This is a genomic window from Lactococcus cremoris subsp. cremoris KW2 (assembly GCF_000468955.1).
Classification (GTDB): domain Bacteria; phylum Bacillota; class Bacilli; order Lactobacillales; family Streptococcaceae; genus Lactococcus; species Lactococcus cremoris.
On record NC_022369.1, the window covers coordinates 2049199 to 2062139 of the forward strand.

Annotated in this window: 5 protein-coding genes, 8 tRNA genes and 3 rRNA genes; all 16 read right to left on the minus strand. The window is 41.4% G+C overall.

Annotated features, from left to right (window positions below; genetic code table 11):
• Nucleotides 1–129: 129 nt before the first annotated feature.
• On the minus strand, nucleotides 130–1908 hold the full coding sequence (locus KW2_RS09780) for an amidase domain-containing protein (protein ID WP_021037844.1): 1779 nt from the start codon (nucleotides 1906–1908) through the stop codon (nucleotides 130–132).
• A 357-nt stretch (nucleotides 1909–2265) separates the two neighbouring features.
• Nucleotides 2266–3162: a class II fructose-bisphosphate aldolase gene (locus KW2_RS09785; RefSeq protein WP_003131457.1), complete on the minus strand. Its 897-nt coding sequence runs from the start codon at nucleotides 3160–3162 to the stop codon at nucleotides 2266–2268.
• Nucleotides 3163–3322: 160 nt separating this feature from the next.
• Nucleotides 3323–3408, minus strand: a tRNA-Leu gene (locus KW2_RS09790).
• 34 nt (nucleotides 3409–3442) lie between these two features.
• A tRNA-Gly gene (locus tag KW2_RS09795) sits at nucleotides 3443–3514 on the minus strand.
• A 25-nt stretch (nucleotides 3515–3539) separates the two neighbouring features.
• A tRNA-Thr gene (locus KW2_RS09800) sits at nucleotides 3540–3612 on the minus strand.
• Nucleotides 3613–3625: 13 nt separating this feature from the next.
• Nucleotides 3626–3707, minus strand: a tRNA-Leu gene (locus KW2_RS09805).
• 9 nt (nucleotides 3708–3716) lie between these two features.
• A tRNA-Lys gene (locus tag KW2_RS09810) sits at nucleotides 3717–3789 on the minus strand.
• A 17-nt stretch (nucleotides 3790–3806) separates the two neighbouring features.
• Nucleotides 3807–3879, minus strand: a tRNA-Asp gene (locus KW2_RS09815).
• Between the two features lie 29 nt (nucleotides 3880–3908).
• Nucleotides 3909–3981, minus strand: a tRNA-Val gene (locus tag KW2_RS09820).
• A gap of 2 nt (nucleotides 3982–3983) precedes the next feature.
• Nucleotides 3984–4099 (minus strand): 5S ribosomal RNA (rrf, locus tag KW2_RS09825).
• Between the two features lie 83 nt (nucleotides 4100–4182).
• Nucleotides 4183–7083 (minus strand): 23S ribosomal RNA (locus KW2_RS09830).
• Nucleotides 7084–7221: 138 nt separating this feature from the next.
• A tRNA-Ala gene (locus KW2_RS09835) sits at nucleotides 7222–7294 on the minus strand.
• A 93-nt stretch (nucleotides 7295–7387) separates the two neighbouring features.
• Nucleotides 7388–8934 (minus strand): 16S ribosomal RNA (locus KW2_RS09840).
• Together the 16S, 23S and 5S rRNA genes with 8 tRNA genes alongside form the textbook arrangement of a ribosomal RNA operon.
• A gap of 260 nt (nucleotides 8935–9194) precedes the next feature.
• Entirely contained in the window at nucleotides 9195–9854 is a 660-nt protein-coding gene (locus KW2_RS09845; RefSeq protein WP_011676977.1) for a trimeric intracellular cation channel family protein, read from the minus strand.
• Nucleotides 9855–9959: 105 nt separating this feature from the next.
• Nucleotides 9960–11900, minus strand: a complete 1941-nt coding sequence (gene thrS / locus KW2_RS09850; RefSeq protein ID WP_021037845.1) for a threonine--tRNA ligase — start codon at nucleotides 11898–11900, stop codon at nucleotides 9960–9962.
• 692 nt (nucleotides 11901–12592) lie between these two features.
• On the minus strand, nucleotides 12593–12910 hold the full coding sequence (locus KW2_RS09855) for an ATP cone domain-containing protein (protein WP_004254946.1): 318 nt from the start codon (nucleotides 12908–12910) through the stop codon (nucleotides 12593–12595).
• Nucleotides 12911–12941 lie beyond the last annotated feature (31 nt).

Below are 12941 nucleotides of genomic sequence, written 5' to 3' on the forward strand. Positions count from 1 at the left end.
ACTTATTATCTCAAACTTTTGCCAAATAAAAATCAGCCTTTGGGCTGATTTTTAATCTCTTCTTTTTATAATTAGATAAAGTATTCCTAATTTTAAATTTTTGATGTTTTTTTATTCTATCATTACTAATTATTTAGGTTGGATATAAGTTGCTAACGCGGCAACACCAGCGGAAATATGGCGTTCACTGACAATATTATTTCCTTTTACATTCATTTCAGAAACTAAAATAGAATTATCTGGATAAACTTTCTCAACAAAAGCTACATGTCCATATTCTGGACTAGAACCAGCTACACCTGGTGGGAAACTGACAGCATAACCCTCAGTAGGAACAGTTGTCGTAAAGTAACCTTGAGCTTGAGCATTGATACCCCATTCTCCACCATTACCCATATGAGTCCCAATTTGTCCACCAAGCTGAATAATTCGATTATAAACATATTGAGTACAGTTACCAAAAGCATAACTATCTGCTCCAGGATATTCCACCCCATTATAATCTGGATAAGTTGATGAATCTAATTTTGAAGCGACAAGTGGACTTTCTGGAATATTACTATCTAAAACTTGAGTCGTACTGTCGACATTATCATAAAAATTCAAGTTATATTCTTCAATAATTTCAATCAATTTTTGAGCATATTCAGGGTCTGTAGCAAAGATACCTTGTAAAGCTTGAGCTGCTTCTTGATAAGTTTTCGCATGAGATTTCCAAGCACCAGCATAAATTTCTGAATTCCAAGTTGTCCCCTTAATCATTAAGTTAATATAATCATCTAAAGCTTGGTCATAGTTGCTATAAACTCTAAAACTTTGCTCAATATAATAAGGATTATTCCCAGAAAATTCTTCTGTTTTAAATGAAATTGATTTTCCTAAATAAGCTCCCGTAATATTGAAAATATTAAAATATTGTTGGGTCATATTACTTTGCCCAGAACCAGATTCCAAAATCGCTTGCGCCAAAATAATTGAAGCATATAAATTATTTTTACCTGCTAAAATTCGTACTCGATCGGCGATACTCTTAATAAAAGCTTCTGTGCTAGAAGAATCAATTTTTTCAATTGGTTTAGCAGCTTCGATTTTTTTCAATACAGGCCCACTATATACAGAGGCTGCTGAATCTGATGAAGAATTAGGAATTTGCGCTGCAGTTGACGTTTGATTATAAGAGCTATTTTGATAATAATTAGAAGGTGCCGTTGTAGATGGTGTTGCTGATGGTGCCGTCGTAGATGGTGCTACTGGAGGCGCTTGTGTAGTTGTAGAAGGTTTAGTAGCCGAATTATTATTTGATGATGAATTAGATGTACTTGGTTTTGATGATGAATTAGACGTACTTGGTTTTGATGATGAATTAGATGTACTTGGTTTTGATGATGAATCAGATGTACTTGGTTTTGATGATGAATCAGACGTACTTGGTTTTGATGATGAATCAGATGTACTTGGTTTTGATGATGAATTGGACGTACTTGGTTTTGATGATGAATTGGACGTACTTGGTTTTGATGATGAATCAGATGTACTTGGTTTTGATGATGAATCAGATGTCTCAGTTTTTTGTAATGAATCAGAACCATCACTAGTACCTGAAATATTTGATTGAGTACCTACACTAATCGTCTTAGAAGGCGCACTTTCAGAATCTACTGTTAAAGTGACTTTACTTTCTGATACAGTATTTGCATTCTCAGTCGTTGATGAAACACCTTCAGTAGACGTTTTTACACTTTCCTGATTATCATTATCTACTTTTGAGTTATCTACTCCACCATTTGTATTTGAAGAAGAAAGGTCATCAGCCTTACCAACCATACCAAATGTTGCCATACCTAAAAGCAGAGCAGTCCCTGCAATAAATTTTTGCTTTTTCACTCGCTTCACTTGCGTATTTACCAATGTATTTTATCCTCCATAGCTTACAATAGTATAATTTCAACATCATTTCTTCAAGACGTTTACATTTACACAATTGTAACACTTTTAATCATTCAAGTCAACTTAACAACTTTTAATTATCACTTGTATATTATATGATACATATCTACTAAAAATCACCTTCCTTTGAGTAAGTAGTATAATATAGAAAAGACTTGGAACACCTATATCACATTTTAAAACTTAATTAATTGAGCAACTAAACCATTAGTTCTCATTTCATATTCTATTCTTATTCTACCGTAATATGCACTCTTAAATCAAAAAAAAGAAACTGCTTCATAGCAATTTCTTTTTTATATTAGTTTCACAAGCAAATTAAGCTTTGTTTGCTGAACCGAATACATCGATACGTTCTTCAACTGACGCAGTAATTGCATCGAAACCAGGTTTCAAGAATTTACGTGGGTCAAAGAGTTTTTTCTTCATGTATTCTGCTTCATTAGCGTCAAATTCATTAACGAATTTACGAGTAGCAGCTGCGAAAGCAAGTTGGCATTCAGTGTTAACGTTAACTTTAGCTACACCGTTAGCGATAGCTTCTCTGATTTGGTCATCAGGGATACCAGAACCACCGTGAAGTACGATTGGCACATTGTGTCCCATAGCTTCAACAAGTGCTTTGTTCAATTTTTCAAGGTGATCAATGTGAAGACCTTTCCAGTTTTCTGGGTAAGGACCGTGGATGTTACCGATACCTGCTGCAAGGAAGTCAACACCAAGTTTAGCCATTGCAACTGCATCATCGATAGGAGCAAGTTCACCTTCACCAACGATACCGTCTTCTTCACCACCAATTGAACCAACTTCACACTCAACTGAAATGCCTTTAGCGTGAGCTTTAGCGATAACTTCTTCAGCAAGTTTAAGGTTTTCTTCGATTGGAAGATGTGAGCCGTCAAACATCAATGATGAGTAACCAACTTCAATACATTCCAATGCATCATCAAAATGACCGTGGTCAAGGTGAATTGCAACTGGAACTGTGATTCCCATTGATTCTACAAGAGTTTCAATGAGGAGTTTACACATTTTGTAACCACCCATGTATTTAGCCGCACCCATAGAAGTTTGGATCAATACTGGAGTCTTTTTAGCTTCTGCTGCGCGCAAGATAGCTTGAGTCCATTCAAGGTTGTTTGTGTTGAAACCACCGATAGCGTATCCGTTATCACGAGCGGCTTGTACGAATTTTTCTGCTGAAACGATTGCCATTTCAAAATTCCTCCGAATATTTTTTTACCTACCTAGTATAGCATTTTGTGAAGTTTTTTTCTAGTCCAAGCTCACAAAAATCCAAAGTAACCGCTTTATTAAGCCATTCTTAAATAAAAATAAAAAAAGATTAATAGCTAAAACTATTAATCTTATCATATCCCGAGGACCGGTTTCGAACCGGTACGAAGGTTACCCCTCGCAGGATTTTAAGTCCTGTGCGTCTGCCAGTTCCGCCACCCCGGGTATTATACAAAAACTCCCGTAGGGAGATTTATCAAGCGAACGACGAGATTCGAACTCGCGACCCCAACCATGGCAAGGTTGTGTTCTACCCCTGAACTACGTTCGCACTTAAACTTTGTGTCTTACGACAATGCCGACTACATGATTCGAACACGCGACCCTCTGATTACAAATCAGATGCTCTACCAACTGAGCTAAGTCGGCTAATAACCTAGTATGCGGATGAAGGGACTTGAACCCCCACGCCGTTAAGCGCTAGATCCTAAATCTAGTGCGTCTGCCAATTCCGCCACATCCGCTAGGAATTATGACCCGTGCTGGGCTCGAACCAGCGACCCTTTGATTAAAAGTCAAATGCTCTACCAACTGAGCTAACGAGTCATTAGTATTACTACTAACGGTTCTGACGGGAATCGAACCCGCGATCTTCGCCGTGACAGGGCGACGTGATAACCGCTACACTACAGAACCTTTATTCAATTAATGGCTGAAACAACCAATGGGAGTTAACGGGATCGAACCGCTGACCCTCTGCTTGTAAGGCAGATGCTCTCCCAGCTGAGCTAAACTCCCAAACTTGGCCACTCGCATATCTCCCAGGGGGCAACCCCCAAGTACTTCCGCCGTAGATGGACTTAACTTCTGTGTTCGACATGGGAACAGGTGTATCTCCATCGCAATGATGACCAAATCATTAAATGTTACTTTGAACATTCAAAACTAAATAACAATTCTTCTAACTTCTAAACCATAAGCATTTTATATTTGACTCTTTTGGTAAAGTCCTCGAGCGATTAGTACTGGTCCGCTCCAAGTCTCGCAACTCTTCCACTTCCAGCCTATCTACCAGATCATCTCTCTGGGCTCTTAATTCTTACGAATGGGTAATCTCATCTTGAGGTGGGCTTCGCACTTAGATGCTTTCAGCGCTTATCCCTTCCCTACATAGCTATCCAGCCGTGCTCCTGGCGGAACAACTGGTACACCAGCGGTAAGTCCATCCCGGTCCTCTCGTACTAAGGACAGATCCTCTCAAATTACCTACGCCCGCGACGGATAGGGACCGAACTGTCTCACGACGTTCTGAACCCAGCTCGCGTGCCGCTTTAATGGGCGAACAGCCCAACCCTTGGGACCGACTACAGCCCCAGGATGCGACGAGCCGACATCGAGGTGCCAAACCTCCCCGTCGATGTGAACTCTTGGGGGAGATAAGCCTGTTATCCCCAGGGTAGCTTTTATCCGTTGAGCGATGGCCCTTCCATGCGGTACCACCGGATCACTAAGTCCTAGTTTCCTACCTGCTCGAGTTGTAGCTCTCGCAGTCAAGCTGGCTTTTACCTTTACACTCTACGATTGATTTCCAACCAATCTGAGCCAACCTTTGAGCGCCTCCGTTACTCTTTAGGAGGCGACCGCCCCAGTCAAACTGTCCGTCAGACACTGTCTCCCTGGCCGATTATGCCAGCGGGTTAGAGTAACCATAAGTCAAGGGTAGTATCCCAACAACGCCTCAATAGAAACTAGCGTCCCTATTTCAATGGCTCCTACCTATCCTGTACATGACTTACAGGTACTCAATATCAAACTACAGTAAAGCTCCATGGGGTCTTTCCGTCCTGTCGCGGGTAACCTGCATCTTCACAGGTACTAAAATTTCACCGAGTCTCTCGTTGAGACAGTGCCCAAATCATTACGCCTTTCGTGCGGGTCGGAACTTACCCGACAAGGAATTTCGCTACCTTAGGACCGTTATAGTTACGGCCGCCGTTTACTGGGGCTTCAATTCATACCTTCGACTTACGTCTAAGCACTCCTCTTAACCTTCCAGCACCGGGCAGGCGTCACCCCCTATACATCACCTTGCGGTTTAGCAGAGAGCTGTGTTTTTGATAAACAGTTGCTTGGGCCTATTCACTGCGGCTGGCTTTTACACCAGCACCCCTTCTCCCGAAGTTACGGGGCTATTTTGCCGAGTTCCTTAACGAGAGTTCTCTCGATCACCTGAGGCTACTCGCCTCGACTACCTGTGTCGGTTTGCGGTACGGGTAGATATGACTTTACGCTAGAAGCTTTTCTTGGCAGTGTGACATCAGAGAGTTCGCAACCGTAGTTGCTTCCCCATCACAGCTCAATGTTAGAGAGAAATGCATTTGACACATCTCACACCTCACTGCTTAGACCAGAATCCATTAACTGGCATCTCTTAGCCTACTGCGTCCCTCCATCACGATCATATCTAGTACTGGAATATCAACCAGTTGTCCATCGACTACGCCTTTCGGCCTCGCCTTAGGTCCCGACTAACCCAGGGCGGACGAGCCTTCCCCTGGAAACCTTAGTCTTACGGTGGATAAGATTCTCACTTATCTTGCGCTACTCATACCGGCATTCTCACTTCTTAACGCTCCAGCACTCCTCACGGTATACCTTCATCGCGGTTAAGAACGCTCTCCTACCATTGATAAAATATCAATCCAAAGCTTCGGTAATATGTTTAGCCCCGGTACATTTTCGGCGCAGGGTCACTCGACTAGTGAGCTATTACGCACTCTTTGAATGATAGCTGCTTCTGAGCTAACATCCTAGTTGTCTGTGCAACCCCACATCCTTTTCCACTTAACATATATTTTGGGACCTTAGCTGTTGGTCTGGGCTGTTTCCCTTTCGACTACGGATCTTAGCACTCGCAGTCTGACTGCCGAACATGTGTATTAGCATTCGGAGTTTATCTGAGATTGGTAATCCTAGACGGACCCCTCACCCAAACAGTGCTCTACCTCCAATACACTTACATTTCGACGCTAGCCCTAAAGCTATTTCGGAGAGAACCAGCTATCTCCCAGTTCGTTTGGAATTTCTCCGCTATCCACAAGTCATCCAAACACTTTTCAACGTGTCCTGGTTCGGGCCTCCAGTGCGTCTTACCACACCTTCACCCTGCTCATGGATAGGTCACTAGGTTTCGGGTCTACATCATGATACTAAGTCGCCCTATTCAGACTCGGTTTCCCTACGGCTCCGTCTCTTCAACTTAACCTCGCATCATAACGTAACTCGCCGGTTCATTCTACAAAAGGCACGCTCTCACCCATTAACGGGCTCGAACTTCTTGTAGGCACACGGTTTCAGGTGCTATTTCACTCCCCTCTCGGGGTTCTTTTCACCTTTCCCTCACGGTACTGGTTCACTATCGGTCACTAAGGAGTATTTAGGGTTGGGAGATGGTCCTCCCGGATTCAAACTGGATTTCGCGTGTCCAGCCCTACTCAGGATACTGCTAGGTATAAGCGCTATTTCGTCTACGGGATTATTACCCTCTTTGATTAACCTTCCCAGGTTATTCGACTATAATGCTTAAGTCCACGTTGCAGTCCTACAACCCCAAGAAGCAAGCTTCTTGGTTTGCCCTTCTTCGCGTTCGCTCGCCGCTACTTACGAAATCGTTTTTACTTTCTCTTCCTGCAGGTACTTAGATGTTTCAGTTCTCTGCGTTACCTTTACATGAGCTATGTATTCACTCATGAATAACTGCTAGTAGCAGCTGGGTTTCCCCATTCGGAGACCTAGGGATCAATGCGTACTTACTGCTCCCCCTAGAATATCGTCGTTAGTCACGTCCTTCATCGGCTCTTAGTGCCAAGGCATCCACCGTGCGCCCTTATTAACTTTGCCATGATGATTTATAATCATCGTTTTTCAAGTATAAGTTTGTAAATTCTTTAAAATTCACAGCTTTTGGTTTATTTATCGTTATTAGATATTGTTATTTAGTTTTCAATGTTCAAGTGATTTTAACGTCTTGTCTGACAATGGAGCCTAGCGGGATCGAACCGCTGACCTCCTGCGTGCAAAGCAGGCGCTCTCCCAGCTGAGCTAAGGCCCCACAATCAAGAATTTGATTCTTGCTTAGGTTTATGACTAAACCCCTCAAAACTGAATAAAGTTGAATGCTCACGTCTTTGTATATATTCCTTAGAAAGGAGGTGATCCAGCCGCACCTTCCGATACGGCTACCTTGTTACGACTTCACCCCAGTCATCGGTCTTACCTTAGGAAGCGCCCTCCTTGCGGTTAGGCAACCTACTTCGGGTACTCCCAACTCCCGTGGTGTGACGGGCGGTGTGTACAAGGCCCGGGAACGTATTCACCGCGGCGTGCTGATCCGCGATTACTAGCGATTCCGACTTCATGTAGGCGAGTTGCAGCCTACAATCCGAACTGAGAATGGTTTTAAGAGATTAGCTAAACATCACTGTCTCGCGACTCGTTGTACCATCCATTGTAGCACGTGTGTAGCCCAGGTCATAAGGGGCATGATGATTTGACGTCATCCCCACCTTCCTCCGGTTTATCACCGGCAGTCTCGTTAGAGTGCCCAACTTAATGATGGCAACTAACAATAGGGGTTGCGCTCGTTGCGGGACTTAACCCAACATCTCACGACACGAGCTGACGACAACCATGCACCACCTGTATCCCGTGTCCCGAAGGAACTTCCTATCTCTAGGAATAGCACGAGTATGTCAAGACCTGGTAAGGTTCTTCGCGTTGCTTCGAATTAAACCACATGCTCCACCGCTTGTGCGGGCCCCCGTCAATTCCTTTGAGTTTCAACCTTGCGGTCGTACTCCCCAGGCGGAGTGCTTATTGCGTTAGCTGCGATACAGAGAACTTATAGCTCCCTACATCTAGCACTCATCGTTTACGGCGTGGACTACCAGGGTATCTAATCCTGTTTGCTCCCCACGCTTTCGAGCCTCAGTGTCAGTTACAGGCCAGAGAGCCGCTTTCGCCACCGGTGTTCCTCCATATATCTACGCATTTCACCGCTACACATGGAATTCCACTCTCCTCTCCTGCACTCAAGTCTACCAGTTTCCAATGCATACAATGGTTGAGCCACTGCCTTTTACACCAGACTTAATAAACCACCTGCGCTCGCTTTACGCCCAATAAATCCGGACAACGCTCGGGACCTACGTATTACCGCGGCTGCTGGCACGTAGTTAGCCGTCCCTTTCTGGGTAGTTACCGTCACTTGATGAGCTTTCCACTCTCACCAACGTTCTTCTCTACCAACAGAGTTTTACGATCCGAAAACCTTCTTCACTCACGCGGCGTTGCTCGGTCAGACTTTCGTCCATTGCCGAAGATTCCCTACTGCTGCCTCCCGTAGGAGTTTGGGCCGTGTCTCAGTCCCAATGTGGCCGATCACCCTCTCAGGTCGGCTATGTATCATCGCCTTGGTGAGCCTTTACCTCACCAACTAGCTAATACAACGCGGGATCATCTTTGAGTGATGCAATTGCATCTTTCAAACTTAAAACTTGTGTTTAAAGTTGTTATGCGGTATTAGCATTCGTTTCCAAATGTTGTCCCCCGCTCAAAGGCAGATTCCCCACGCGTTACTCACCCGTTCGCTGCTCTTCAAATTGGTGCAAGCACCAATCTTCATCGCTCAACTTGCATGTATTAGGCACGCCGCCAGCGTTCGTCCTGAGCCAGGATCAAACTCTCAAATAAAGTATTTAAGTCACCGAAGTGACTGGCTTGTCTTTCATTATTGATTGACAGATTTTTGATGTATTGCTACATCACATGAGTCATTCTTCTTTATTCAGTTTTCAATGGTCTAGCTTGTCGCGCTTCAACGCTCGTCTCTCGCGACAACTATTATATTCTATCAAACCTATCTCTCCCTGTCAAGAATTTAATGTGGCTTTTTCAATCTTTTTTTATCTTCGTTCGACAAAGCCTATGGTTATCAAGTTCTTAACCTTTATTTAATATTCTATTCTTGGTAAATTTAGCTTCTTTTGTTCTGATATTATACGAACAAGTACGATAAAAATGACAGAGATAAATAATGAGAGGTTGTGACTAATTTCTGATTGGAGATATACATAAAGAATTCCTCCTATTATACAAGGCAAAGCGTAGATATTTTCTCTAAAAATCATTGGGACCTGATTAGCGATGATATCTCGAATCATTCCGCCACCAACACCAGTAAGTACTCCTAAAAATACAACAAAAAATATATTTTGTGAATAACCATGGGCTATTCCTGCATCAATTCCTAATACGGTAAATATTCCCAAACCGATTGCATCTGAAACCAAGAGAAGATTATTATAGAAGCGAGCCGCTTTAAAAATATTCAAGGCATTTCTTTTAGATTTTACAATCCAAGCAACAAACATGGCTATTATAGAAGCAATTATAGAAATTATAATAAAAAATGGTGATTTCAATGCTGAAGGCGGAGTCGCTCCCAAAAGCAAATCACGAAAGATTCCTCCTCCTACCGCTGTAATAACTGACATTACGAGCACTCCAAAAACATCCAATTTATGGTTAATCCCGACTACTGTTCCCGAAATGGCAAATGCCACTGTCCCTAAAATTTCTAAAAACAAGTAAAAACTGCTTATCACTTCCATATTTCTCTTTATTCTATCCTTATTGTCATTTTAATACCATTTATTATACCTTATATTGATACAACAGTATAAAAAAAAGACTATTTTTCAACAGTCTTTTTTAATTTAGTCAACTCGGCTAAAATTAGCTACATCGGCACTGATTTTTTCAATAAAATCTTCAAACGGTATGACTTCTGTTTCTTTTGAGCCATAACGACGAATATTTACTGTACCATCGGCCTGTTCTTGGTCACCAATAACGATTTGGTAAGGAATTTTGTGAGTTTGTGATTGGCGAATTTTCCAACCCATTTTTTCGTTGGCTTCATCAACAACAACACGGAAGCCTTTGTCTTGAAGTTCACGTTGAATTTTCCAAGCATAATCGGCATGAATTTCATTATTTACTGGAATAATCGTTGCTTGAGTTGGAGCAAGCCATGTTGGAAAAGCCCCTTTGTAAACTTCGATAAGGTAGGCAATGAAACGTTCAAGTGTTGAAATTACACCACGGTGAATCATCACTGGACGATGTTTTTCTCCATCAGCCCCAACATATGAGATGTCAAAGTTTTCTGGATTGAGGAAGTCTAACTGAATAGTTGAGAGCGTTTCTTCATTTCCGAGGGCTGTTTTAACTTGAATGTCAAGTTTGGGACCGTAAAATGCAGCTTCCCCTTCTGCTTCAACATATTCAAGTTTCATGTCGTCCATTGTTGCTTTAAGCATTGCTTGAGATTTTTCCCACATTTCATCATCTGGGAAGTATTTAACTGTATCTTTAGGGTCACGATAGCTGAGACGGAAACTGTAATCATTGATTCCAAAGTCACGGTACATGTCCATAATCAATTGAAGAATTTTACTAAATTCTTCTTGGACTTGTTCTAACATCACGAATGTATGACCATCATTCAGAGTCATTTCACGCACACGTTGAAGTCCTGAGAGTGCACCTGATTTTTCATAACGATGCATCATTCCAAATTCGGCGATACGAATTGGGAGTTCACGATAAGAGTGGACATGGTGCTTATAGATGGCAATATGGCTTGGGCAGTTCATTGGACGAAGTTCCATTTCTTCGCCGTCTCCCATATCCATTGGTGGGTACATATCTTCATGGTAATGTTGCCAATGACCTGATTGTTTGTAAGTATTAAGGTTCATCATGACTGGTGTGATAACATGTTGATAACCATTTTTCACTTCTTGGTCAACGACAAAACGTTCAATGATTCGACGAATAGTAGCACCAGCTGGGAGCCAGTAAGCTGTACCTGCACCAAGTTCTGCGTCGTTAAAGAACAAATCGAGTTCACGACCGAGTTTACGGTGATCACGTTCTTTTGCTTCTTCACGAAGTTTAAGATTTGCTTCTAATTCTTCTTTTGAAAACCAGGCTGTACCGTAAATACGTTGCATCATCTTGTTATCAGAATTACCGCGCCAGTAAGCACCGGCAACGTTGAGAAGGTGGAAAAATTTGATGACACCAGTTGACGGAACATGTGGGCCACGACAAAGGTCAGTGTATTCCCCTTGAGTGTAGATAGTGAGTCCACCTTCATCTTCGTTATGTTCTTCAATGAGTTCAAGTTTGTAAGGGTCATTTGCAAAAATTTCTTTTGCTTCAGCTTTGCTGACTTCTTTACGCTCTGATTTGAAGTTTTCTTTGACAATTTTCTTCATTTCAGCTTCAATTGTTGCTAAGTCGTCATTTGAAATTTGGCCTGCTTCATTATCTGTATCATAATAAAATCCATCTTGAATAGCTGGTCCAACACCCAAATGAATATTCGGGAAGTGACGTTTTGCTGCTTGAGCAAAAAGGTGAGCGGCTGAATGGCGTAGAATTCCAAGCGCATCTTCATGGTCTGGCGTTACAATTTCAAAATCGCTATCTTCATTGATTGCACGTGTCGCATCAATCAACTTCCCGTTAACCTTACCTGCAAGTGTTTTTTTGGCAAGACTTGGTGAGATTGATTTGGCAATTTCAAATGTTGTTACACCTGACTCAAATTCTTTTATGTTGCCATCTGGAAATGTTATTTTAATCATTTTATGTGCCTTTCTTTTTATCATTTTTAGTTTACTGACAAAACTTTTTTATCTATTAGTAGTGCTGTCAGTAATTTATGGAAATAAAAAAACGCAAATCTCATCCCTTAAAGGACGCTATCTGCGTGTTACCACCTTTGTTTCATTTACTGACTCTTCTTTATGTCAAAAATCACCACAATTACTACTTACAGAACTGCTTGGATTCTTGACCTAGGATAGCCATTGAAGCCATAGCGCTCATGGTCATGCTAGAATTTTCATCAGTAAACTTCTCTTCTTTGACGTAACGTGTCAGCAACGCTTTTCTGTTGTCCAGAAAGAATTTATTTTACAAGTCAAGCTTGTAAGGTTGAGTGGTATTTTTAGTTGCCATTTTCAGACTCGCATCAACCGTCTGATTTCTTAGAAATTTTCACTAAAAACATGTCTCTATCTATATTGTAAAGCTTGCTCTAAAATTTGTCAAGAATGAATTTAAGTTTCTTATAAAATTCATAAATAAAACTTTTTTTGGATTAATTAACAGCAAGTTGCGTCAATAAAATAGCTAAAAATTACTTTTTATTCTATTTGCTCTTTTTACTCTTTCAAAATTACTGACAGATATTTTTTTGTTCAATTTAGTCCTTTTGTCAGTAGATTTTTCAAAAAAAGAACCGATTAGGTTCTTTTTGTATATAATGAACTTTTTAATGTCTTTGCTCGATATTTTGCTTTGTTTTGTAAGCGAGAAAGTCGCGCGCAACATCTTTATCAAAGTCATTGAGTTGTTTAATCACTTGATTTTGAATGGTTTCAATCTCAATTTTTTCAAAAGAAAGCTCAGCAATTACTTTTTCAACGACCTTAGTGACATTATTGGCAATCATATTGGCATGGAGGGGTTTGTCTTTATACTTACCATTGATTGCTGCTTTAAATACTGCTGTTTGAATCCGGAAACTATCCCAGTCAACGACATGACCGTTACGTTTGATGACTACTTTATTAACTAATTTTGCTTGCATCATTTTCTCCTCATTTTTTAATCTTCTTACA

Coding starts and splice junctions, on each gene's coding strand:
- KW2_RS09845 (WP_011676977.1), bottom strand. CDS start 9,854: ATGGAAGTGATAAGCAGTTTTTACTTGTTTTTAGAAATTTTAGGGACA.
- KW2_RS09785 (WP_003131457.1), bottom strand. CDS start 3,162: ATGGCAATCGTTTCAGCAGAAAAATTCGTACAAGCCGCTCGTGATAAC.
- thrS (WP_021037845.1), bottom strand. CDS start 11,900: ATGATTAAAATAACATTTCCAGATGGCAACATAAAAGAATTTGAGTCA.
- KW2_RS09855 (WP_004254946.1), bottom strand. CDS start 12,910: ATGCAAGCAAAATTAGTTAATAAAGTAGTCATCAAACGTAACGGTCAT.